The sequence below is a fragment of the Micromonospora sp. NPDC049204 genome (assembly GCF_040647935.1).
In the GTDB taxonomy this organism is placed as follows: domain Bacteria; phylum Actinomycetota; class Actinomycetes; order Mycobacteriales; family Micromonosporaceae; genus Micromonospora.
Genome location: NZ_JBEZDC010000021.1, coordinates 17,182 through 38,790, shown reverse-complemented (window position 1 = coordinate 38,790; position 21,609 = coordinate 17,182). Strand labels below are relative to the sequence as shown.

Below are 21,609 nucleotides of genomic sequence, written 5' to 3'. Positions count from 1 at the left end.
GCCGTCAGGCTCCGGGTTGCTGGTCCGCTGCCCGGCGCGCGGCTCGCTCGTTGCGGTCGACTGCTCGACCGTGCGCGACCGTCAACAGCCGGTCGATCTCGGGTAGCAGGTGCGGGCCGGGCATGACGATGCTGGCGAACCCGTGCAGCGCGTAGCCCGGGTGCGGTGTGAGGGTGTCCAGTCGGGCGAAGTCGAACTCGTCCCGGTGGTCCTCGAACGCCTTGGGCGGGAAGCCGAAGCGTCGCTCGAATTCGCTCCGGCCCAGGTCCAGGTTGAGGCGGAAGACACCGGGGCGGTCGAGCTGTCCGGCCTCGTCGAAGCCGGGCACGTCGTGCTCGACGACTGTGGCGAACGGCTGCCGGCGGTCCGGGCCGACGAAGAAGAACCGGTCACCCCAGGCCGCCTCGGGTGATCCGTTGTCCTCGCTCGCCACGACCTGCTCGACGCCGGGCAGCGCGACGATCCGATCGGCCAGCACGGCCGCGTTGACACCGGTCGGGATGTGCAGGACCGCGTCGGCGTGTTCGATGGTGGCCCGGTCCAGCGGGACGTACCGGTAGTCGTGCGTCCGCTGCTCGGCCGGCCCGATGTCGGCCGCCGGCACGTACCGGGGAATGTCGGTCTCCTGCTGGAGCCTGCCCTCGTAGGTCGACGCGGCCGGTGCCTCGATGCCGAGCGCCGGGCTCGCCCCCAGACTGCCGACGATCACCGCGTAGCGGTCGCCCAGCAGCGACGCGACGATCGCGCCGGCACCGGCCCACGACACCTCCGCGCCGGCAAGCGTCATCGTGCCCGCCTGACGCTGGAGGTGCGTGTTGTGCGCGAAGACGAGCGTGGGCCCGCGGTGGGCCTCGGCGGATCGGATCGCGAGCAGGTTCTCGGCCATCAGCGCGTCCCGCACCGCGGCCAGGCGGGCGAAGCGTTCCTCCTGCGCCAGTGGGGCGGCGGCCGCGGCGTGGTAGCGCAGCACCGCGACCGCGGACGTCGCCTGCACGAACGCCGCCGGCCAGCCCGCGGCCTTCCCGGGTGCCCGCAGGTACAACTCGGTCAGGAGGTCGTCGGCGAGCACCCGCAGTCTTTCGGCGTCGGTCGAGCGCCCCACCGACCGGCCCGGCTCCCAGATCGCGGCCGGGTCACTCCACCGCGCCTCGTCGCCGACCAGGTCGTCGATCTCGGCGGATCGGTCGAGGCCCAGGAAGTCACAGACCCGGATGAGGTGGCGTCGCGGGCTCGGTGCGTTCGCGAGTTCCAAGGGGGCGTCGAAGCCGTAGAACGTCAGGCGTTCGGCGACCGGGCGTCCCGCGTTCCACTCGCGCATCCGCAGCAGGAGGTCGCGGTTGGCCGGGGCGGTGCCGAACCCGTGGCTGAACCCTTCGGAGAGCGCCCGTTCGAGCGGCACGGCAGCGCCCTGCACGAACTCGTCGGCGATCAGCCCGGCCGCCCGGTCGCTCTCCACCGCGATCGACAGGTAGCCGTGCTCCGCCAGCGACAGGAAGGCGTCATTGCGGAGTTGGAGGAAGGCGGACTCGCCGTGCGTCGGCTCACCGAGCGCGAGCAGGTCCGGGGACACCGCGAGCAGGTCGAGAAGAGATGGCATTCCATAAACCGTATCGTTGAACCTGCGGTTGAGACTCAGGAGCGATGGAGCACGGGTGACACCCACAAAACCCTCAAACCCCGGAGTACGCCCGGTGGACCTCGCGCGCGCCCACGGTCTCTCCGCGCAGGCCGTGCGCAACTACGAACGAGACGGCGTCCTGCCGCCGGCCCAGCGCACGCCGAACGGCTACCGCCGGTTCACCGAGACGCACGCGAGGGCGTTGAGTGCCTACCTCGCGCTGATCGTGGGCCACGGCTACGCGGCCAGCGGCGAGATCATGCGGGCCGTCAACCGGGGTGAGGTCGACGAGGCGTTGCGCACCGTCGACGAGGGGCATGCCCTGCTCCAACGCGACCGGGAGACCCTGGACGCGGTCGAGTCGGCGGTGGCGGCTCTCACCGGAACGAGACCGCAACCGCGGAGCCAGACAGCCGTGCCGATCAGCGTGCTGGCCCATCGGCTCGGTCTACAGCCGGCCACGCTGCGCAAGTGGGAGCGGGCCGGAGTCCTGCGGCCGGTGCGCGATCCGGTGACCCACTACCGGGTCTACCTCCCGGACGACGTCCGCGACGCCGAGTTGGCGCACCTGTTGCGCCGTGGTGGATACCGGCTCGACCACATCGCCGCAGTGCTGGATCAGGTGCGCGGCGCGGGCGGCACCGAACCGCTCGCCGCGTCGCTGGGCCGGTGGCGCGAACGGCTCACCGAGCGCGGCCGGGCCATGCTCACCGGGGCCGCCCGGCTGGCCGACTACCTCGACGCTGGTCCAGCTACCTGTCGCCGTAGTGGTACCGACAGGCGATGATCTCGACGTCGCCCTTGCTGACCCGGTACACCAACCGATGTTCGCGGTCGATCCGGCGGGACCAGAAGCCGGACAGCTCGCCCCGGAGGGGCTCTGGCTTGCCGATACCCTCGTATTCGTTGCGCATCACGTCGGCGATGAGGTCATTGATGCGCTTGACCAACTTGCGGTCGGTGTGGCTGAGGTACTGGTTCCATGCCGTCGCGGTGAAGACCAGCCTCACGCGACGTCCCGGACGGTGCTCGGGTCGACCAGGTCGCGCTCGGCTGTGTCACCGGCCTCCAGTTCGGCGACCGAGCGGCGCAGGGCTGCGGCATTACTCGGGTTGCGCAGGAGATACTCGGTCTCCTTCATCGCCTCGTACTCTGCGAGCGGCACGATGACCACCGGGTCGTGGCCTGATCGGGTCACCACCACCTCCTCCGCATCGTTGATGACGCGGTCGAGTTCGGCGGCCAGGTTCTGTCGAAGCTGGGTGAAGTTCACGGTCCGCATGGTCACCTCCACGTAAGTACAGAAAACTGTACCTGAGACCGGTGAGGTGGCCACCGCCGAAACACTGGCCGCCACTTTCCATACGTGACGGGCAGGTTCGCGCAGCTGTAGAACATTTGGTTCTACACTGGGTCCATGGAGCGTATCGGGGTCCGGGAGCTGAACCAGAACACGAGTCAGGTGCTCGCTCGGGTGAGTGGCGGCGAGACGGTGGAGATCACCGATCGCGGGCATCCGATCGCCCGACTGATCCCGGTCGGTGACGACAGATCTGTGCTGGCCAAGCTGGTAGTGGCCGGACGGGCCGTCGCGCCAACCGGGAGCGGCCCTGTCCCGCTTCCGCCAAAGCTCGGCGCCGAGGACGTGGACGTGGCTGCCGCTCTCGCCGAGATGCGCGACGAGGAGCGCTGGTGATCTATCTCGACTCCGCCGCCGTCGTGAAGTTGGTTCGCCAGGAGGCGTGCAGCGCTGACCTCGTCTCCTGGCTCAACGCGCAGGGCGACGTCCCGCTGGTCTCCTCCGCTCTCGTCGAGGTTGAGGTGCCCAGGGCGTTGCGCCGGTCAGCACCGCAAGCGTTGATCGGAGTGCCGGTAGCTGTCGGACGGCTCTTTCGGCTGGAAATCGATGGCACTATCCGCGCCACCGCCGCCGCCTTTGCGGAGCCGACGCTACGCAGTCTCGACGCCATACACCTTGCCACGGCTCAGGTCCTGACGAACGAGTCCGGAACCGCGCTCATCGCATTCGTCAGCTACGACCGGCGGCTGCTCGACTGCGCCAAGGCCGCCGGGTTACCTGTGGCAAGCCCAGGCCAGAACTGACCGGTAATTTCGATCCGCCCGTCCTCAACGCGCCTTGACCAACGAGGCGAAGACCACCACGTTGTCCGAGTAGCCGGTCTCGCCGCCGACCCACTGGCCACCGCAGGTGATCAATCTGAGGCTCGGGTGGCTGAAATCGCCGTACACCTCGTCCACCGGCAGTTGGCCCTTGTCGAACTTCTCCACCGAGTTCACCTCGAAGACCGCCACCCTGCGGTCGGTGCGGGTGACCTCGATCTGGTCGCCGTCGCGCAGTTCACGGAGTTGGTGGAAGACCGCCGGCCCGCTCGTGGTGTCGACGTGCCCGACGATCACCGCCGGACCGTACTGGCCGGGGGTCGGCCCCTGGTCGTACCAGCCGGCCTCCTGGGCGCGGGCCGCGTCCGGCACCGCGATGGTGCCGTCCGAAGCGATGCCCACGTCGTGCACGGGCGCCCGCAGGTCGATCTTCTCGATGGCGAGGCTGGTCGGACGGCTGGCCGCCAGCACCGGGAACTTCTTCGGCGGCGGCCGGAATCCAGCGCTGAGCCGGTCCGGTAGCAGGCTCATCCCGGTCACCTGTTCGACGCCGAGCATCGCGACGATCAGCACCATCACCGCGGCGATGGCCAGCACCGGCAGCCCCGGTCCCTTACCGAAACGGGGCCGGAACGACCGCGATCCGGCCGGGCCGCGCGGCGGCAGCGGAGCGGCGGTCGGATCCGGGGTGGCGAGACTGGCCGACCCGGCCTGCCCGGCGACCCGACCCAACCGGCCGGAGGCGCGGGCCACCAGCCGGCCGGAGGCGCGCAGCAGCGGCCCGGCCTGGAAGCGGGCGCGGCGGTCCGGCCGCGCGCGCGCGGATCTGCGGGTCATGGGTCACCCGGCTCAGGAGCCGGCTCCGGTCCGACGTCGGCCGCCCGCCATCCCGAGCGCGACCGCGGTGGCGACAAGCGCCACGCCGCCGAGCACCAGCAACGAGCCGGTGCCGCGGCCGCCGGCTGTCCCGCCGCCACCGGTCGCCGGTCCCTTGCTGGGGGAGGCCATGTTCAGCACGGTGAGCGTGGTCGAGGCCGTCTGGCCGTTCTCGCAGCGCAGGTCGACCGGGTAGTCACCGGCCGGCTTGTCGCGGATGATGGTGGCCTGCGCGGTCAGGAAGCCCTTGTCCGGTTTGAGGGTCACGTGCCCGAACGCGTCGGAGTGCACGCTGGACTGGCGGTTGTTGTTGGCGTTGTCGCAGCCCGCCTTGATGTTGACCCGGCTACCGGCCTGGGCGCTGTTCGGCATGACCTCGACGAAGACGTTCTCGCCAGCACGCGCCGGTACGGCCGACATCAGGACGAACGCACCGACCAGCGCTACCAGTGTCAGTGCGGACGAGAGCGCGCGGTTGATCGTGCGGATTCCCTGCATGATTTCCCCCCAACCGGCGACGACCGCCGGAACCTCCGCCCCTCATTCCGCCTCCGCGCCGAAGGCGGCACTCCGGACGGAGGAAGGGCGTCCCCTGGGCACGGCGCTGCTTTCCCGCTGGCTCGGGGCCAAACCCGGGTCAGCCGCGGCGGGGGGAGGGGAGGGCGGTGATCGGTCGCCAGTCGAGCGGGGAGGAAAGCACCATCGTGCTCGACGGCTGGCCGTACGGGGCGAGCCGGTCGATGACCGCCTCGAAGTCGCCGATCGAGCCGGCGGCCACCTTGAGCATGCTGCACGCGTCACCGGTGATCCGGTGGATCTCCAGGATCTCCGGCCAGCCGGCCACCGCCGGGTCGTGCAGGATGCAGCGCGCGCCGTAGCAGGACATCCGGATCAGCGCGACCACGCTACGGCCGGCCCGGGTCAGGTCGACATGGGCGTGGTAGCCGGTGACGACCCCGGCCTCCTCCAGCCGGCGAACCCGCTCCGCGACGGCCGGTGGAGACAGGTGCACCCGCCGGGACAGCTCGCTGAAGGAGAGCCGCGCGTCGGCCTGCAACTCGCGCAGCAGCGCCCAGTCCATGTCGTCCACGCTCAGACCTTACTTTCGTGAACCGAATTCGCCTACTTGCCTTCGGTTCGTCAAGACAACGCGGCGAGAGCCGTTGATCCGGCATTCCGCAGGCCGATCCGACCGCGAGATCATGACGTCGACAGGTCCGGGGGAGGGAGACGACTGGTGGATCAGACGGAGCGGCGGGCGCCGAACCGCCCCGCCTCGGTGCGGCCGGTGACCCCGCGACAGCGGGCCGCCCGTGCCGCACGCAACGGCGGGGAGCCGACCCTGGAGTTCGCCGACCTGGTGCCCTACGACGCGTACGTGCGGGCCAGCGCCCTGCACCAGTTGCAGCAGCCCCTCAGCGACGACCCCGGCGAGATGTCCTTCCTGATGGTCAGCCAGATCATGGAGCTGTACTTCGGGCTGACCTGCCACGAGCTACGGGAGACCCAGCGCCTGCTGCGCGCCGACCGGGTCTGGGATGCGCTGGCCCCGCTGCGCCGCGCCACCCTGCACCTGGAGGGGCTCAACGCCGCCTGGCAGGGCCTGCGCTGGATGACGCCTGCCGACTTCAACAGGTTCCGCAACCTGCTCGGCGAGGGCTCCGGCTTCCAGTCGGCGATGTACCGCCACCTGGAATTTTTGCTCGGCCTGCGCGACCCGGCGCTGATCAGGCCCTTCCGTCGGCAGACCGAGGTGCACGGCGCCCTGAGCGCCGCGCTGACCACCCCGAGCCTCTGGGACGACGTGGTCGCGCTGCTCGCCCGGCGTGGCTTCGACCTCCCCGCCGACCTGCTCGACCGCGATGTGGCGGTGGAGCACGATCCGCAGTCGTCGGTCGAGGCGGCCTGGGTACGGATCTACGGCGACACCGGCCCGGACAACCATCTGCGCCTGCTCGGCGAGGCGCTCAGCGGCGTCGCCGAGGAGTTCGGCGACTGGCGCTGGAACCACGTCAAGGCGGTGCAGCGGACGATGGGCGCCAAGGTCGGCAGCGGCGGCTCCGCCGGTCTGGCGTGGTTGCAGCGCAGCATGTCCCGGGTGGTCTTCCCGGAGCTGTGGTCGGCCCGTACCGCGATGTGACCGGAGAGCGAGACATGCACACCCCTGAACAAGAAGCGCACCGCCTCGACGAGGCCGACCCGGGCCACCGGCACCTGTTCCACGTGCCGCCGGCCGACGGCGGCGACCACCCCGAGTCGGCGTACCTGGCCGGCAACTCGCTCGGCCTGCAACCCCGGGCCACCCGCGACGAACTGCTGGCCGATCTGGACGCCTGGGGCCGGCTCGGCGTGGAGGGGCACCTGGAGGCGGAGCGCGCCTGGCTGCCGTACCACGAGCTGTTGACCGCACCGGCCGCCCGACTGGTCGGCGGCCGGCCCGCGGAGACCGTGGTGATGAACTCGCTCACGGTCAACCTGCACCTGCTGATGGTGAGTTTCTACCGCCCGGCCGGCGCCCGCACCCGCATCGTCATCGAGGACGCCGCGTTCCCCTCGGACAGCTACGCGGTGCGCAGCCAGGCCCGCTTCCACGGCCTCGACCCGGACGACGCAGTGGTCCGGTTACGCCCGCGCCCCGGCGAGGACGCGCTGCGCACCGAGGACGTGACCGCCTACCTGGCCGCCGAGGGCGACCGGGTGGCGCTGGTGCTGCTCGGCGGCGTCAACTACCTGACCGGCGAGTTGTTGGACATCCCGGCGATCACGGCCGCCGGCCGGGCCGCCGGCGCGGTGGTCGGCTGGGACCTGGCCCACGCGGTCGGCAACGTGCCGCTGGCCCTGCACGACTGGGACGTCGACTTCGCGGCCTGGTGCTCCTACAAGTACCTGAACTCCGGCCCGGGTGCCCTGGCCGGCGTCTTCGTGCACGAGCGGCACCTCGGCGACGAGAGCCTGCCCCGCTTCGAGGGCTGGTGGAGCACCGCGGCGGCCACCCGGTTCGAGATGACCCCGGTGTCCCGGCCGCCGGCCACTGTGGAGGCCTGGCAGATCTCCAACCCGCCGATCTTCGCGATGGGTCCGGTGCGTACCTCGCTGGAGCTGTTCGACGCGGTCGGGATGACCGCGCTGCGCGCCCGCAGCCTTCGCCTCACCGGCTGGCTGGAGACCCTGCTGGACGAGGTCGTCGCCGACCGGCCGCTGCGCGTGATCACCCCGCGCGACCCGGCCCGGCGAGGTAGCCAACTCTCGGTCCGCATCGGCGCCGGCAGCGCCGCCGAGCTGACCAAACGCCTGCGGTACGAGCACGGCGTGATCGCCGACGCCCGGGAGCCGGACGTCGTCCGGTTCGCCCCGGTGCCGCTCTACTCGACGTACCACGACTGCTGGCGGGCCGCCGCCGCGCTGGCGGCGACGGTGGGGGAGGTCAACCCATGACCGCACGACGGGACGAGATCGCGGTCATCGGTGCCGGGCTGGCCGGCTGCCTGGCCGCCTGCTTCCTGGCCCGGCGCGGCTACCCGGTGGCTCTCTACGAGCGCCGCTCCGACCCGCGGGCCGGTACGGCCGAGCGCGGTCGCTCGATCAACCTGGCGCTCTCCGAGCGTGGGCTGGACGCGTTGCGCCGGATCGGGCTGGCCGAGCAGGTGCTGACCGACGCGCTGCCGATGCGCGGCCGGATGATCCACCCGGTCGAGGGTGAGCAGCAGTTCCAGTCGTACAGCGCGGCCGGGGACCGGGCGATCAACTCGATCAGCCGGGGTGCGCTGAACAACGCCCTGCTGGACGAGGCCGCCGCGCTGCCCGGGGTGCGGGTCGTCTTCGACCACCGGCTGGTCGCGCTCGACCCGATCGACGGAACCCTGAGCTTCGACACCCCGCAGGGCACGGTCGCCGCGAAGGCGTCGGTCGTGCTGGGCGCCGACGGCGCCGGCTCCGCGGTACGCGGGCAACTGCTCAGCCACGGGCTGCTGGACGAGAGCGTGGACTTCCTCGACTACGGCTACAAGGAGCTGACGATCCCGCCGCTGGGCGGGGACTTCGCGCTCGATCCGGACGCGCTGCACATCTGGCCGCGCGGCACCTCGATGATGATCGCGCTGCCCAACCCGGACCGCTCCTTCACCTGCACGCTGTTCTGGCCCAACGAGGGCGACGGGAGCTTCGCGGCGCTGGACAGTCCGGCGTCGATCGAGGAGCACTTCGCCACGCACTACCCGGATGTCATCCCGTTGGCGCCGAACCTCATCGACGACTACCAGCACAACCCGGTGGGCGTGCTCGGCACGGTCCGCTGCGCCCCGTGGCAGGTCTTCGGCAAGGTGGGACTGCTGGGTGACGCGGCGCACGCGATCGTGCCGTTCTACGGTCAGGGCGCCAACTGCGCGTTCGAGGACGTGGTCGAGTTGGACCGCTGCCTGGACGAGTGCGCCGACGACTGGTTGGCGGCGCTGCCGCTGTTCCAGCGACGCCGCCAGGAGAACGCCGAGGCCATCGCCACGATGGCGCTCACCAACTTCGTGGAGATGCGGGACCGGGTTGCCTCCCCGGTCTTCCAGCTCCGCCGCAGGATCGAGCACGCCCTGGAACGGGCCCTGCCCGGCCGGTACGTTTCCCAGTACGAGCTGGTGTCCTTCTCCACCACCCCGTACGCGGAGGTGCGCCGCCGGGTGCGCCGGCAGCATCGGGTGCTCGGCGCGGTCGTCGGCGGGGCCGCGTTGCTGCTGCTCGGCGCGACACTCGGTCGAGGGAGGCGCGGATGACCGCCAACTGGGATGCACGACTGATGGCCGGCCACCCGCCGGCCGGGCCGCAGCGGTTGCGTAACTTCGTCGGCGGCGAGTTCGTCGACGGCGGGTCGACGTTCGCCAAGGCCAGCCCGGTGACCGGGGAGCCGGTCTTCGAGGTGGACGAGGCGTCGCGGTCCACGGTGGACGACGCGGTGGCCGCCGCCCGCGCGGCGCTGCGCGGGCCGTGGGGTCGGATGGGCGAACGGGAACGCGCCGAGGTGCTGCGCCGGGTCGCCGACGAGTTGGAGCGCCGCTTCGACGATCTGGTCACCGCCGAGGTCGCCGACACCGGCAAGTCCATCGCCCAGGCCCGCACGCTGGACATTCCGCGCGGCGCGGCGAACTTCCGGGCGTTCGCGGAGATCGTGGCGACCGCGCCCACCGAGTCGTTCACCACGGTCACCCCGACCGGTGGCCGGGCGCTCAACTACGCGCTGCGCAAGCCGGTCGGCGTGGTCGCGGTCATCGTGCCGTGGAACCTGCCGCTGCTGCTGCTCACCTGGAAGGTCGCCCCGGCGCTGGCCTGTGGCAACGCCGTGGTGGTCAAGCCCAGCGAGGAGACGCCCGCCTCGGCGACGGTGCTCGCCGAGGTGATGGCCGCCGCGGGCGTACCGGCGGGGGTGTTCAACCTGGTGCACGGCTTCGGACCGGACTCGGCCGGCGAGTTCCTCACCCGGCATCCGGGCGTCGACGCCATCACCTTCACCGGCGAGTCGGCCACCGGCGGCGCGATCATGCGGGCCGCCGCCGACGGCGTGAAGGCGGTCAGCTTCGAGCTGGGCGGCAAGAACGCCGGCCTGGTCTTCGCGGACGCCGACCTGGACGCCGCAGTGGCCGGCTCGGTGCGGTCCAGCTTCACCAACGGCGGGCAGGTGTGCCTCTGCACCGAACGCATCTACGTGCAGCGCCCGGTCTTCGAGGAGTTCACCGCGCGGCTGGCGAAGCGGGCCGGCGAGCTGGCGTACGGGTGGCCGACCGACGAGGCCACCGCCACCATGCCGCTGATCTCCCACCAGCACCGGGCGAAGGTGCTCGGCGCGTACGAGCTGGCCCGCTCCGAGGGCGCCGAGGTGCTCACCGGTGGCGGTACGCCCACCTTCGGTGACGCCCGTGACGGCGGGTCGTACGTGCAACCGACGGTGCTCGCCGGCCTCGGCCCGGACGCCCGCACCAACCGGGAGGAGATCTTCGGGCCGGTGGTGCACGTCGCGCCGTTCGACACCGAGGACGAGGCGTATGCGCTCGCCAACGGCACCGAGTACGGCCTGGCGGCGACCGTGTGGACCCGGGACGTGGGCGTCGCGCACCGGGCCGGCGCCCGGCTGGACGCCGGCATCGTCTGGGTCAACACCTGGTTCCTGCGTGATCTGCGAACCCCGTTCGGCGGGGTGAAGGCCTCCGGCATCGGCCGGGAGGGTGGCGTGCACTCGTTGAACTTCTACTCCGAACTGACGAACGTCTGCGTGGACCTGTCGTGAGCCAAGGCGAGGGAGCGGGCATGGAAGCTGACATCGAGGCCGCCAACCGGGAGCTGGCCGAGGCGCGCAGCACCGGCAAGCCCTGCCCACCGCTGCGCGGGCGGCTGCTGCCGGAGGGCGACGTCGAGTCCGCGTACCGGGTGCAGCAGCTCCACACGCGGGCCTGGCAGGGCCGTGGCGAACGCCGGGTCGGCGCCAAGATCGGGCTGACCTCCCGGGCGGTGCAGGAGACCTTCGGGGTGTTCCAGCCGGACTTCGGCCTGCTGACCGACGCGATGGCGGTCGGCGACGGCGTCGAGGTGCCGATCGACCGGCTGCTCCAGCCCCGGGTCGAGGCGGAGATCGCGTTTGTGCTCGACAAGGATCTCGCCGACCCGCAGATCACCACCGTCGACCTGATCCGCGCGGTGGACCACGTGCTGCCGGCCATCGAGATCGTCGACTCGCGGATCGCCGGCTGGGACATCTCCATCGTGGACACCGTCGCGGACAACGCTTCCAGCGGGCTGTTCGTGCTCGGCACCACGCCCCGCCGACTCGCCGACGTCGACCTGCGGCTGTGCGGAATGGTGCTGGAACACGCCGGCGAGCCGGTCTCGGTCGGCGCCGGCGCGGCCTGCCTGGGCAACCCACTGCACGCCCTGCACTGGTTGGCCAGCACGCTCGCTCGCGCCGGTGACCCGCTGCGCGCCGGGGACGTGGTGCTCTCCGGGGCGCTCGGCCCCATGGTGCCGGTCACCCCGGGAGCCGCGTACGAGGCGCGGATCTCCGGGCTCGGCTCGGTGCGGACCTGTTTCAGCCGAGGGGAGTCAGCGTGAGCGTCGGTGTGGCGGTGCTCGGTTCCGGCAACATCGGCACCGACCTGATGATCAAGGTTCTCCGGCTGAGTGACAGCCTGCGGATGGTGGCGATGGCCGGCATCGACCCGGCCTCCGACGGGCTGGCGCGCGCCCGCCGGCTCGGCGTGGCCACCACCGCCGACGGTGTGGACGGGCTCGTGGCGATGCCCGAGTTCGCCGACGTCGAGCTGGTGTTCGACGCCACCTCGGCCGGCGCGCACCGACGCCACGACGAGGTGCTGCGCGCACACGGCCGCACCGTGGTGGACCTGACCCCGGCCGCGCTCGGCCCGTACGTGGTGCCGCCGGTCAACCTCGACGAGCACCTGCACGAGTCGAACGTCAACATGGTGACCTGCGGCGGGCAGGCGACAGTGCCGATCGTCGCCGCGGTGCGCCGGGTCACCCCGGTGGCGTACGGGGAGATCGTCGCCTCGATCGCGTCGAAGTCGGCCGGTCCGGGCACCCGGGCCAACATCGACGAGTTCACCGAGACCACGGCCCGGGCCATCGAGGTGGTGGGCGGGGCCGAGCGGGGCAAGGCGATCATCGTGCTGAACCCGGCGGACCCGCCGCTGCTGATGCGCGACACCGTCTACTGCCTCTGCCCGGACGCCGATGCCGACACCGCCGCCATCGCCGCCTCGGTCGCGGACATGGTGACGGCGGTGCAGGAGTACGTTCCCGGCTACCGGCTCAAGCAGGACGTGCAGTTCGACCGGGTGCGGGCGTACGTGCCGACGCTCGGGCGGCAGCTGACCGCGTTGCAGGTGTCGGTCTTCCTGGAGGTCTCCGGAGCCGGGCACTACCTACCGGCGTACGCCGGCAACCTGGACATCATGACCTCCGCCGCGCTGCGTACCGCGGAACGGCTGGTCGCCCTGCGATCGTCGGAGGTGGCCGCGCGATGACCGACCTGTACATCCAGGACGTGACGCTGCGCGACGGCATGCACGCCATCGCCCACCAGTACACCGTCGATCAGGTACGCACCATCGCCGCCGCGCTGGACGCCGCCGGGGTGGACGCCATCGAGGTGGCACACGGTGACGGGCTCGCCGGCTCCAGCGTCAACTACGGCCACGGCGCGGCCAGCGACGCCGAGTGGATCTCCGCGGCCGCCGAGGTGCTGACCACGGCGAAGCTGACCACCCTGCTGCTGCCGGGCATCGGCACGATCGCCGACCTGAAGGCCGCGAAGGCGCTCGGGGTGACAAGCGTCCGGATCGCCACCCACTGCACCGAGGCGGACATCTCCGCCCAGCACATCTCCTGGGCCCGGGAGAACGGCATGGACGTCGCCGGGTTCCTGATGATGTCGCACATGTTCGATGCGGCCGGGCTCGCCGGGCAGGCCAAGCTCATGGAGTCGTACGGGGCGCACTGCGTCTACGTCACCGACTCCGGCGGTCGGCTGCTGATGTCCGACGTGGCGCAACGGGTCGACGCGTACCGGCAGGTCCTGGCACCGGAGACGCAGATCGGCATCCACGCGCACCACAACCTCTCGCTCGGAGTGGCCAACAGCGTGCTCGCCGTCGAGCACGGCCGGGTCACCGGCTCCGGGCCGGCCGGCCCGGACGCGCCGCACGGCCGGACCGTCCGCGTCGACGCCTCCCTGGCCGGCATGGGCGCGGGTGCCGGCAACGCGCCGCTGGAGGTGTTCGTGGCGGTCGCCGAACTGCACGGCTGGAAGCACGGCTGCGACGTGTTCGCGCTGATGGACGCCGCCGACGACATCGTGCGCCCGCTCCAGGACCGGCCGGTCCAGGTGGACCGCGAGACGCTCTCCCTGGGGTACGCGGGGGTGTATTCCAGCTTCCTGCGGCACGCCGAACGGGCCTCCGCCAAGTACGGCGTGGACGTCCGCTCGATCCTGGTCGAGCTGGGCCGGCGTCGGATGGTCGGCGGCCAGGAGGACATGATCGTCGACGTCGCACTCGACCTGGCCGGCACGGAAGGTGGCGCAGCATGATCGGCGTAGACATCACGGGGATCGCCGAGAGGCTGGGCGTGGCAGCGGCCACGGCCACCGCGATCCCGCAGCTCGCCGCCGAGACCGGCCTCGACGTGGACACCGCGTACGGCGTGCAGGCCGCGCTGCTCCAACGCCGGCTGGACGCCGGTGAGCGGCTGGTCGGGCTGAAGATGGGGCTGACCAGCAGGGCGAAGATGGCCCAGGTCGGCGTGGACGAGGTGATCTGGGGACGGCTCACCAACGCGATGCGGGTGCCCGACGGCGGTGCCGTGGACCCGTCCGCGTACATCCATCCCCGGGTCGAGCCGGAGGTGGCGTTCCTGCTGGACCGGCTGCCCGAGCCGGGCGAGCCGGTCGGCGACTTCGCCACTGCCGTCCGCGCGGTCGCGCCGGCCATCGAGCTGATCGACTCCCGGTACGCGGACTTCCGCTTCGCACTCCCGGACGTGATCGCCGACAACACCTCGGCCGCCGCGTTCGTGATCGGGTCGTGGTCGCCGGTGCCGGCGGGTCTGGACAACCTGGGCGTGCTGCTGGAGATCGACGGGCGGGTGGCGCAGGTCGGTTCGACGGCGGCGATCCTCGGCGATCCGCGCCGGGCGCTCGACGAGGGCATCCGGCTTGCCGGCCGGCACGGTGTGCGGCTGGAGTCCGGGTGGGTGTTCCTGGCCGGTGCCGCGACCGCTGCCGTGCCGCTGCGTCCCGGCGCGCACGTCCGCGCCGTCGTGGAGAAGCTCGGCACGGCGTCTTTGCGGGTGTCCTCGTGAGTGCGGCCGTGGGGGTTCCGGGCAGCCCGACCGGCTCCGGGCGGTCAGGCTTGATCCCTGCGCCGGTCGGGCTGCCCGGAACCCCTGACCTGGTTGGGGTCCGCGCGGCGGCGCCTGGGGGTGGGTGGTCATGAGCGGCGTCGCGCGGGTGGTGGCCGGAAAGGCTGTGCCGCGGGGGGCTTTTCCGCACGTCAAGGTCGCCGGTGGGTTCGTCTTCGTCTCCGGTACGTCGTCGCGACGGCCGGACAACAGCTTCGCCGGTGTGTCGGTGGACGAGTTCGGCACGACCAACCTCGACATCCGGGTGCAGACCCGGGCCGTCATCGAGAACGTGCGGGACCTGCTGCGCTCGGTCGGCGCGGACCTCACCGACCTCGTCCAGGTGACGTCGTACCTGGTCAACATGAACGACTTCGGTGGCTACAACGAGGTGTGGGCGGAGTTCTTCGACGCGTCCGGGCCGACCCGCACCACCGTGGCGGTGCACCAGTTGCCGCACCCGCACCTGCTGATCGAAATCCAGGCCGTGGCCCTTCTTCCCTCGGGAGGTCAGTCGTGAGTGAGATCGCCGAACCGTTCAGCTTTCCCGGGTGGATCGCTGACAACCAGCACCTGCTGAAGCCCCCGGTGGGCAACAAGGAGATGTTCCCCGGCGGGGACGACTTCATCGTGATGGTGGTGGGCGGGCCCAACCAGCGCACCGACTTCCACGTGGACCCGTACGAGGAGTTCTTCTACCAGGTCAAGGGCAACATGCACATCAACCTGATGACCCCGCAGGGGCCGCGTACGGTGCACGTGCGCGAGGGTCAGATGTGGATGCTGCCGCGCAACACCCCGCACTCGCCGCAGCGCCCGGAGGCCGGCTCGATCGGCATGGTCGTCGAGCGGGTCCGCGAGGAGGGCACCCTGGAGACCTTCCAGTGGTACTGCCCGGAGTGCGGAAACAAGGTGCACGAGGTGGAGTTGCAGGTCCGCGACATCGCCGCCGATCTGCCGCCGGTGTTCCAGGCGTTCTACGCCGACGAGCAGGCCCGCACCTGCGCCAACTGCGGCACCCTGCACCCGGGCAAGGGCTGATGCCCGCAGGCGTCGTCGACGTGCACACGCACGTCGTACCGAAGGGTTGGCCGGACCTCGGCGCGGCGTGCGGCGGGTCCGATTGGCCCTGGTTGCGGGTCGACTCCGAACGCGCTGCCATGGTCATGGTGGGCGAGACGGAGTTTCGCCCGGTCGGCGCCGAGTGCTGGGACGCGGCACGCCGACTGGCCGACATGGACGCCGACGGCGTGGCCGTGCAGGTGGTCTCGCCGACGCCGGTCTTCTTCAGCTACGACCGTCCGGCCGACCAGGCGGTGAAGGTCGCCCGGATCTTCAACGACCTGACCCTGGAGGTCACCGCGGCCGGAGGCGACCGACTGGTGCCGTTCTGCCAGGTGCCGCTCCAGGACCCGGACGCCGCCTGCGCCGAGTTGGACCGCAGCCTCGCCGCCGGGCACGTGGGCGTGGAGATCGGCAACCACGTCGGCGACCGGGACCTGGACGACGCGGGGGTGGTCACCTTCCTGCAACACTGCGCCGAGGTGGGCGCGCCCGTCTTCGTCCACCCGTGGGACATGCCGGGCGGTCCCCGCCTGGACCGCTGGATGGCCCGCTGGCTCACCGGGATGCCCGCCGAGACGCACCTGTCCGTGCTGGCGATGATCCTGGGCGGTGTCTTCGACCGGGTACCGGAGACGTTGCGGATCTGCTTCGCGCACGGTGGTGGCAGCTTCCCGTTCTGGCTCGGCCGCGCCGACAACGCCTGGCACCGCCGGGGCGACCTCGTCCGTGGCGCGTCCGCCGCGCCGCCCAGCAGCTACGTCGACCGGTTCAGCGTCGACTCGGTGGTCTTCGCGCCGCCCGCCCTGCGGCTGCTTGTCGACACGATGGGGGAGGACCGGGTGCTGGTCGGCAGCGACTACCCGTACCCGTTGGGCGAACGCCCGGCCGGCGCGGTGGTCCACGCGGCCGACTTCCTCACCGACGACCAACGCGACAAACTCCTCGGCGGCAACGCGCTGCGCTTCCTGCACGGCTGAACGTCTCTGGCACCGACGGCCCGAGCGGGAGGGACGCCGACGCCGTGTCGGAGCGTCATCGCTGGTCCGAGCAGGGCAGGATGACGGGATGGCCGAGCCGCACGACCTGACCGCGTTGGAGCAGGCCGCCGCGATCACCCGCGGCGAGCTGTCCAGCGTCGACCTGGTCGAGCATGCCCTGAGCCGGGTGGCGGCGCTCGGCGACACCGTGGGCGCGTTCGTCACCGTCACACCGGAGCTCGCCCGGCAGGCCGCACGCGCCGCCGACGCCGTGCCGACCGAGGCGCGTGGCCCGCTGCACGGTGTGCCGACCGCGATCAAGGACCTGACCCTCACCGCCGGGATCCGTACCACCTTCGGTTCGGCCGCGTTCGTCGACTTCGTGCCGCCGGTCGACGCCGACGTGGTCCGGTTCATCAAGGCCGCCGGCCTGGTCAGCCTCGGCAAGACCACCACCTCCGAGTTGGGCTGCTCGCTCTACTCGGAGGGCCGGGTCGCGCCACCGGCCCGCAATCCGTGGCAACTGGCGTACACCGCCGGTGGGTCCAGCGGTGGCGCGGCGGCGGCGGTCGCGGCCGGGCTGGTCCCGGTCGCCCAGGGGTCCGACGGCGGCGGCTCGCTGCGCATCCCGGCGGCGCTCTGCGGCCTCGTCGGCTACAAGCCGAGCCGTGGCCTCGTCTCCGGCGGGCCAATCGGCTCCGGCGCGTTCGGCCTGCCCACCAGCGGCCCGCTCGGGCGGACCGTCACCGACGTCGCCGCGCTGCTCGACGTCATGGCGGTGCCGGTCCCCGGCGAGCCCTACCTGCCGCCAACCGCGCCGCCGGGCGGCTACCTGGCCGCCGCGCGCCGTGCCGATCCCGGTCCGCTGCGAATCGGCCGGTTCACCACGCCGATGCTCGCCGACGAGCCGGTGCACCCCGACTGCGTGGCCGCCGTGGACCAGGCCACCGCGCTGCTCACCGCGGCCGGCCACGAGGTGGTCGAGGTGGCACCGCCGCTCGGGCCGGCGGCGTGGCCGCTGTTCGAGATCCTCTGGTACGTGCTGGCGCTCACTCCGGTGCCGCCCCAGCGGGAGGCGGAGCTGCTGCCGCTGACCCGGTTGCTGCGGGCCCGTGGCGCCGAGATCTCCGCCGGCACCCTGGCCGCAACCCTCGGGGAGTTGCAGGCACAGGTCCGGCTGGGTGCCCGTCGCACCGCCGGCTGCGACCTGCTGCTCTGCCCCACCCTCGCGGCCCCGCAGGCACCCGTCGGCTGGTTCACCGCCGACGGTGACCCGGCGGCCGATTTCGACAGGCAACGCCGCTTCTCGCCGTACTGTGCCATCTTCAACGTCACCGGCGATCCCTCCGTGTCCCTGCCGGTGGGCACCACGACCGACGGCCTGCCCGTCGGGGTGCTGTTGACCGGCCGGTACGGCGACGACGCGCGGCTCATCGCGACGGCTGCGCAACTGGAGAACTCCAGTGACGGATGGGATCGGCACCCCGCAATCTGGCGGGCCGTCGACTCCGCTAACGTGAATGGTGACGGAGTCGGGTGGTCGGCATCATGATCGTCCATCCGACCCGGTTGTTCGAGGTCGTCCTTCTTCCGCCTGGGGGCGTTGGGATTGTCTGTTACCGAGACGTTGCTGGTCTTCGTCGGCATCCCGTTGGCCGCGGTGCTGGTCATCGCCGGCCTGTCGTACGCCGGTAGCCGTGGGGGTGCCACCGGCGGTGGCGGTGGCGCCAAGCGCTACCGGCCGGGCCGGCCCTTCGACTTCACTCCGGTCTGGTTCCTGGGCCGTCCGGAGCAGCTGGCCGACTCGGCCGGCACCGCGCTGACGGCGGGGGCGCAGGCGCCCGCGCTGACCAGCCACAAGCTTGAGCAGGCCAGCGTCGACGCGCCGGCCGGTGGAACCGGAGGCGCAAGTGACCGTTGGTGAGAAGCAGACCGGGACGGAAAATCCGCCCGAGGTGCTGGACGGGCCCTTCTCGACCCGCCAGCTGCTGCGCATCGACGAGGCGCTGCGCCTGGCCGACAAGGGCACCGGCCTGGTCTTCTCGGTCTTCGTCGGCGGTCTCGACGAGCCGATCCGGGAGCACGCCCAGCGGCTGCACCGCCAGCTCGCCGACCCCGACAAGTCGGTGCTGATCGCGGTGTCGCCCAACCAGCGCCAGCTGGAGATCATCACCGGGCGCTACGCGCGCAAGCGCATCCCCGACACGTACGCCAAACTGGCCGCGCTCTCCATGGCGGGTGCGTTCAGCGGCGGCGACCTGGCCGGCGGCATCATCAACGGCCTCGACCAGCTCGCCAGCCACGCCGGCAAGGGCTGAGCCCTCCCACGTAGGTACGACGCGCACGCCCGCTAGCTAGATCGTGCTCGATCCAGGAAACAGGGGCCTCGGCTGCGGCTGAGGCCCCTGTTTCCGTGTTCGAGCACGATCTTCCGAGGTGATGGCCCGATGCTGGCGAGGACTTGCGTCCACGCCGGCACCGGGCCGCGTACTCCCTGGTCAGCTCTGTGGCGCGTCCTTCGCGCGGGCCTTGAGTGCCCGCACCACGCCGTCGCGGCCCTCGGCGACCAGCCGGCGCAGCGGGCCGGGATGCCCGTCGCCGGCCAGCCACGCGTCGGTGGCCGCCACCGTCTCGTCCTCCACCAGGTAGACCGGGTACGCCAGCTGCACGAACTCCTGCGCCGGCTCGCTGTCCCGGGTGGCCCACACCTGGCCGATCGCCGCGAAGTACTTCTCCCGGTACGGGGTGATCAGCTCCACCTGCGCCGGGTGGGCGAGGCCCTGCAACAGCGCCCGGTGCCGCCAGTTGGGCAGCGCGTCGGGGCCGGTCAGCAGCGCCCACACGGCTGCCTTGTTCTCCTCCGTCGGCACCAGCGCGTGCGCGTACGCCGCCTCCCGTTCGCCACTGGCGGTACGGTCACCGGCCAGTTCCGCCTCGATCTCGGCGGCGCCGGCGGCGCCGTTGGCCACCAGCGCGGCGAGGACCGACCAGCGCAGCTCGGTGTCCACGGTCAACCCGGCCGGCGCACCCGTGCCGTCCAGCCAGCCGCGCAGCGTGGCCAGGTCCTCGTCGGAGCGGGCCGCCGAGGTGAACGCACGGGCCCAGGCCAGCTGGAACCCGCTGCCGGGTTCGGCGGCGGCGAGCGCGTCCCGGGCGGTACGGGCCAGATCGGCCCAGCCGGTCGGCGCCCAGGCCGGGTCGGCGTAGAGGGTGAGCGCGGTGGTCGCCTGCCGCAGGGTCGCGGTGACCAGGTTGATGTCGGTCTCGGCGGGCAGCCCACTCAGCGCGAGCGCCACGTAGTCGCGGGCGGACAGCTCCGCGTCGCGGATCATGTCCCAGGCCGCGGTCCAGCAGAGCGCCCGCGCCAGCGACGACTCGAAGCCACCGATGTGCTGCACCACGGTCGCCATCGAGCGATCGTCGAGGCGCAGCTTGGTGTAGCTCAGGTCGTCGTCGTTGAGCAGCAGCACGTCGGCGGCCCGGACGCCGCGCAGCTCGGCGAGGTCCGTCCGCTCGCCGGTCACGTCCACCTCGTACCGCTCGCGGCGCACCAGCCGCCCGTCGGCCAGGTCGTACAGGCCCACGCCGATCCGGTGCGTGCGCAGCGTCGGGTACGCGGTCGGTGCCTCCTGCAGGACCGCCACCTGCTCGTAGGTGCCGTCCGCGCCGATGGTCACCTCCGGTCGCAGCGTGTTGACCTGCGCGGTCTCCAACCACTGCGCGGCGAACTTGCGCAGCTCCCGGCCGGACGCGGCCTCCAACTCGGTGAGCAGGTCGTCGAAGGTGGCGTTGCCCCAGGCGTGCTTGCCGAAGTAGGCCCGCAGGCCGGCGACGAACGGCTCCTCACCCACGTACGCGACGAGCTGCTTGAGCACGCTCGCGCCCTTGGCGTAGGTGATGCCGTCGAAGTTGACCTCGACGGCCTCCATGTCCGGCATCTCGGTGTAGACCGGGTGCGTGGAGGAGAGCTGGTCCTGCCGGTAGCCCCAGTTCTTCCGGATGGACAGGAACGTCGTCCACGCCTCGGTGAACCGGGTGGCGTTGGTGTTGCACCAGTGGCTGGCCCACTCGGCGAAGGACTCGTTGAGCCACAGGTCGTTCCACCAGCGCATGGTGACCAGGTCGCCGAACCACATGTGGGCCAGCTCGTGCAGGATCGTGTTGGCCCGCTGCTCGTACTCGAAGTCGGTGACCTGCGAGCGGAACAGGTAGTGCGACTCGGCGTGCGTCACGCAGCCGAAGTTCTCCATCGCGCCGGCGTTGAAGTCGGGCACCCAGAGCTGGTCGTACTTCGGCAGCGGGTAGCGCACGCCGAACTTCTCGTGGAAGAAGTCGAAGCCCTGCTTGGTGATCAGGAACAGGTCGTCGGTGTCCAGGTACTGCGCCATCGACGCCCGGCAGAACGCCCCCAGGTCGATGCCGTCGTGACTGTCGCGCACCTCGTGGTACGGCCCGGCGCACAGGGCCGTGATGTAGGCGCTCATCCGGGGCGACTCGGCGAAGTGCAGCGTCTTGAGCCCTTCACCCGCGGGCTCCTCGCGCTGCACCGGCATGTTGGACACCGCCCGCCAGTGCGCCGGCACGGTGGCGTGCCAGGTGTAGACGCTCTTCAGGTCGGGCTGGTCGAAGCAGGCGAACACCCGCTGCGCGTCGGCCGTCTCGAACTGGCTGTACAGGTACGTCTCGCCGTCCACCGGGTCGACCGTCCGGTGCAGTCCCTGCCCGCTGTTGGAGTAACTGAAGTCGGCCTCGACGACCAGGGTGTTGTCGCTGGCCAGCGCGGACAGGACCAGACCCTTCTCGGCCGACCAGTCGGAGAGGTCGACGGGCGTGCCGTTCAGCGTCGCGGACCGCACCGACTCGGCCGCCAGCTCGATGAACGTGCTCGCGCCGGGCTCGCTGCAACGGAACCGGACCTCGGTCGTCGACCGGAACGTGCGGCCGTCGGCCGCCAGCACGGCGCTCGACAGGTCCAGACTGATGTCGTACCCCGTCACGTTGAGCAGGCGGGCCCGCTCGGTCGCCTCGACCTGCGTCAGGTTGCGCACTCCCGGCACTGTTTCT

Annotated in this window: 24 protein-coding genes; 17 read left to right on the top strand and 7 right to left on the bottom strand. The window is 71.6% G+C overall.

The genetic code is table 11. The features are described from left to right. Positions 1 to 4: 4 nt before the first annotated feature. Positions 5 to 1,597, bottom strand: coding sequence for a DUF6194 family protein (locus tag AB0A90_RS30530; protein WP_357254616.1), 1,593 nt, complete (start codon positions 1,595 to 1,597; stop codon positions 5 to 7). A gap of 94 nt (positions 1,598 to 1,691) precedes the next feature. On the opposite strand from AB0A90_RS30530, the gene AB0A90_RS30525 reads away from it, so the two are divergent. Then, the gene (locus tag AB0A90_RS30525; RefSeq protein WP_357254614.1) at positions 1,692 to 2,405 is read left to right on the top strand and encodes a TioE family transcriptional regulator; all 714 of its coding nucleotides are present in this window, start codon (positions 1,692 to 1,694) and stop codon (positions 2,403 to 2,405) included. Here the strand turns inward: AB0A90_RS30525 and AB0A90_RS30520 are convergent. Both AB0A90_RS30520 and AB0A90_RS30515 read right to left on the bottom strand, forming a co-directional pair. Next, a complete protein-coding gene (locus AB0A90_RS30520) occupies positions 2,371 to 2,628 on the bottom strand; it encodes a Txe/YoeB family addiction module toxin (protein ID WP_357254612.1) in 258 nt (85 codons plus the stop codon). The two genes, AB0A90_RS30525 and AB0A90_RS30520, sit on opposite strands and share 35 nt — an antisense overlap. Next, a complete protein-coding gene (locus tag AB0A90_RS30515) occupies positions 2,625 to 2,900 on the bottom strand; it encodes a type II toxin-antitoxin system prevent-host-death family antitoxin (protein ID WP_357254610.1) in 276 nt (91 codons plus the stop codon). The genes AB0A90_RS30520 and AB0A90_RS30515 overlap by 4 nt, the downstream gene beginning before the upstream one ends. Positions 2,901 to 3,035: 135 nt before the next feature. On the opposite strand from AB0A90_RS30515, the gene AB0A90_RS30510 reads away from it, so the two are divergent. Both AB0A90_RS30510 and AB0A90_RS30505 read left to right on the top strand, forming a co-directional pair. Then, positions 3,036 to 3,314 (top strand): type II toxin-antitoxin system prevent-host-death family antitoxin, encoded by a 279-nt coding sequence (locus AB0A90_RS30510; RefSeq protein ID WP_357254608.1) that lies wholly within the window; start codon positions 3,036 to 3,038, stop codon positions 3,312 to 3,314. Then, a complete protein-coding gene (locus tag AB0A90_RS30505; protein ID WP_357254606.1) occupies positions 3,311 to 3,721 on the top strand; it encodes a type II toxin-antitoxin system VapC family toxin in 411 nt (136 codons plus the stop codon). The genes AB0A90_RS30510 and AB0A90_RS30505 overlap by 4 nt, the downstream gene beginning before the upstream one ends. A gap of 24 nt (positions 3,722 to 3,745) precedes the next feature. Here the strand turns inward: AB0A90_RS30505 and AB0A90_RS30500 are convergent, their stop codons facing one another. From AB0A90_RS30500 to AB0A90_RS30490, 3 genes are all read right to left on the bottom strand, one after another. Further along, complete coding sequence (locus tag AB0A90_RS30500; RefSeq protein WP_357254767.1) at positions 3,746 to 4,513, bottom strand: class F sortase; 768 nt, start codon at positions 4,511 to 4,513, stop codon at positions 3,746 to 3,748. A 75-nt stretch (positions 4,514 to 4,588) separates the two neighbouring features. Next, positions 4,589 to 5,113: a hypothetical protein gene (locus AB0A90_RS30495; protein WP_357254604.1), complete on the bottom strand. Its 525-nt coding sequence runs from the start codon at positions 5,111 to 5,113 to the stop codon at positions 4,589 to 4,591. Between the two features lie 139 nt (positions 5,114 to 5,252). Continuing rightward, positions 5,253 to 5,705 carry an Lrp/AsnC family transcriptional regulator gene (locus AB0A90_RS30490; protein ID WP_357254602.1) on the bottom strand — a complete coding sequence of 151 codons (453 nt, stop codon included), beginning with the start codon at positions 5,703 to 5,705 and terminating at the stop codon, positions 5,253 to 5,255. Between the two features lie 147 nt (positions 5,706 to 5,852). Between AB0A90_RS30490 and AB0A90_RS30485 the strand changes: the two genes are divergently transcribed. From AB0A90_RS30485 to AB0A90_RS30420, 14 genes are all read left to right on the top strand, one after another. Beyond that, the gene (locus tag AB0A90_RS30485; RefSeq protein WP_357254600.1) at positions 5,853 to 6,755 is read left to right on the top strand and encodes a tryptophan 2,3-dioxygenase family protein; all 903 of its coding nucleotides are present in this window, start codon (positions 5,853 to 5,855) and stop codon (positions 6,753 to 6,755) included. 14 nt (positions 6,756 to 6,769) lie between these two features. Then, the gene (gene kynU, locus AB0A90_RS30480; protein WP_357254598.1) at positions 6,770 to 8,050 is read left to right on the top strand and encodes a kynureninase; all 1,281 of its coding nucleotides are present in this window, start codon (positions 6,770 to 6,772) and stop codon (positions 8,048 to 8,050) included. Then, positions 8,047 to 9,375, top strand: a complete 1,329-nt coding sequence (locus AB0A90_RS30475; protein ID WP_357254596.1) for an NAD(P)/FAD-dependent oxidoreductase — start codon at positions 8,047 to 8,049, stop codon at positions 9,373 to 9,375. Before kynU ends, AB0A90_RS30475 begins: the two co-directional genes overlap by 4 nt. 23 nt (positions 9,376 to 9,398) lie before the next feature. Further along, complete coding sequence (locus AB0A90_RS30470) at positions 9,399 to 10,880, top strand: 2-hydroxymuconic semialdehyde dehydrogenase (protein ID WP_357254765.1); 1,482 nt, start codon at positions 9,399 to 9,401, stop codon at positions 10,878 to 10,880. A gap of 20 nt (positions 10,881 to 10,900) precedes the next feature. Next, positions 10,901 to 11,698 (top strand): fumarylacetoacetate hydrolase family protein, encoded by a 798-nt coding sequence (locus tag AB0A90_RS30465; protein WP_357254594.1) that lies wholly within the window; start codon positions 10,901 to 10,903, stop codon positions 11,696 to 11,698. Continuing rightward, positions 11,695 to 12,630: an acetaldehyde dehydrogenase (acetylating) gene (locus AB0A90_RS30460; protein ID WP_357254592.1), complete on the top strand. Its 936-nt coding sequence runs from the start codon at positions 11,695 to 11,697 to the stop codon at positions 12,628 to 12,630. Before AB0A90_RS30465 ends, AB0A90_RS30460 begins: the two co-directional genes overlap by 4 nt. After that, complete coding sequence (dmpG, locus tag AB0A90_RS30455; RefSeq protein WP_357254590.1) at positions 12,627 to 13,694, top strand: 4-hydroxy-2-oxovalerate aldolase; 1,068 nt, start codon at positions 12,627 to 12,629, stop codon at positions 13,692 to 13,694. Before AB0A90_RS30460 ends, dmpG begins: the two co-directional genes overlap by 4 nt. Further along, a complete protein-coding gene (locus tag AB0A90_RS30450) occupies positions 13,691 to 14,464 on the top strand; it encodes a fumarylacetoacetate hydrolase family protein (RefSeq protein WP_357254588.1) in 774 nt (257 codons plus the stop codon). The genes dmpG and AB0A90_RS30450 overlap by 4 nt, the downstream gene beginning before the upstream one ends. Positions 14,465 to 14,594: 130 nt before the next feature. Continuing rightward, a complete protein-coding gene (locus tag AB0A90_RS30445) occupies positions 14,595 to 15,023 on the top strand; it encodes a RidA family protein (protein WP_357254587.1) in 429 nt (142 codons plus the stop codon). Continuing rightward, positions 15,020 to 15,544 (top strand): 3-hydroxyanthranilate 3,4-dioxygenase, encoded by a 525-nt coding sequence (locus AB0A90_RS30440; RefSeq protein WP_357254586.1) that lies wholly within the window; start codon positions 15,020 to 15,022, stop codon positions 15,542 to 15,544. The genes AB0A90_RS30445 and AB0A90_RS30440 overlap by 4 nt, the downstream gene beginning before the upstream one ends. Next, positions 15,544 to 16,545 (top strand): amidohydrolase family protein, encoded by a 1,002-nt coding sequence (locus AB0A90_RS30435; RefSeq protein ID WP_357254584.1) that lies wholly within the window; start codon positions 15,544 to 15,546, stop codon positions 16,543 to 16,545. Before AB0A90_RS30440 ends, AB0A90_RS30435 begins: the two co-directional genes overlap by 1 nt. An 88-nt stretch (positions 16,546 to 16,633) precedes the next feature. Then, positions 16,634 to 18,097 (top strand): amidase, encoded by a 1,464-nt coding sequence (locus AB0A90_RS30430; protein ID WP_357254582.1) that lies wholly within the window; start codon positions 16,634 to 16,636, stop codon positions 18,095 to 18,097. Between the two features lie 75 nt (positions 18,098 to 18,172). After that, positions 18,173 to 18,469 (top strand): hypothetical protein, encoded by a 297-nt coding sequence (locus AB0A90_RS30425; protein WP_355032334.1) that lies wholly within the window; start codon positions 18,173 to 18,175, stop codon positions 18,467 to 18,469. Then, the gene (locus AB0A90_RS30420; RefSeq protein ID WP_357254581.1) at positions 18,456 to 18,863 is read left to right on the top strand and encodes a DUF5130 family protein; all 408 of its coding nucleotides are present in this window, start codon (positions 18,456 to 18,458) and stop codon (positions 18,861 to 18,863) included. The genes AB0A90_RS30425 and AB0A90_RS30420 overlap by 14 nt, the downstream gene beginning before the upstream one ends. Positions 18,864 to 19,043: 180 nt before the next feature. On the opposite strand, the gene pepN is transcribed toward AB0A90_RS30420, so the two are convergent. After that, positions 19,044 to 21,593 carry an aminopeptidase N gene (gene pepN / locus AB0A90_RS30415; protein ID WP_357254579.1) on the bottom strand — a complete coding sequence of 850 codons (2,550 nt, stop codon included), beginning with the start codon at positions 21,591 to 21,593 and terminating at the stop codon, positions 19,044 to 19,046. Between the last annotated feature and the right edge of the window lie 16 nt (positions 21,594 to 21,609).

Bases quoted from the DNA above. Each gene is read 5' to 3' on its own strand.
- dmpG (WP_357254590.1), top strand. From the start codon at position 12,627: ATGACCGACCTGTACATCCAGGACGTGACGCTGCGCGACGGCATGCAC.
- AB0A90_RS30475 (WP_357254596.1), top strand. From the start codon at position 8,047: ATGACCGCACGACGGGACGAGATCGCGGTCATCGGTGCCGGGCTGGCC.
- AB0A90_RS30510 (WP_357254608.1), top strand. From the start codon at position 3,036: ATGGAGCGTATCGGGGTCCGGGAGCTGAACCAGAACACGAGTCAGGTG.
- AB0A90_RS30450 (WP_357254588.1), top strand. From the start codon at position 13,691: ATGATCGGCGTAGACATCACGGGGATCGCCGAGAGGCTGGGCGTGGCA.
- AB0A90_RS30495 (WP_357254604.1), bottom strand. From the start codon at position 5,113: ATGCAGGGAATCCGCACGATCAACCGCGCGCTCTCGTCCGCACTGACA.
- AB0A90_RS30465 (WP_357254594.1), top strand. From the start codon at position 10,901: ATGGAAGCTGACATCGAGGCCGCCAACCGGGAGCTGGCCGAGGCGCGC.
- kynU (WP_357254598.1), top strand. From the start codon at position 6,770: ATGCACACCCCTGAACAAGAAGCGCACCGCCTCGACGAGGCCGACCCG.
- AB0A90_RS30470 (WP_357254765.1), top strand. From the start codon at position 9,399: ATGGCCGGCCACCCGCCGGCCGGGCCGCAGCGGTTGCGTAACTTCGTC.
- AB0A90_RS30515 (WP_357254610.1), bottom strand. From the start codon at position 2,900: ATGCGGACCGTGAACTTCACCCAGCTTCGACAGAACCTGGCCGCCGAA.
- AB0A90_RS30430 (WP_357254582.1), top strand. From the start codon at position 16,634: ATGGCCGAGCCGCACGACCTGACCGCGTTGGAGCAGGCCGCCGCGATC.
- AB0A90_RS30445 (WP_357254587.1), top strand. From the start codon at position 14,595: ATGAGCGGCGTCGCGCGGGTGGTGGCCGGAAAGGCTGTGCCGCGGGGG.
- AB0A90_RS30530 (WP_357254616.1), bottom strand. From the start codon at position 1,597: ATGCCATCTCTTCTCGACCTGCTCGCGGTGTCCCCGGACCTGCTCGCG.
- AB0A90_RS30435 (WP_357254584.1), top strand. From the start codon at position 15,544: ATGCCCGCAGGCGTCGTCGACGTGCACACGCACGTCGTACCGAAGGGT.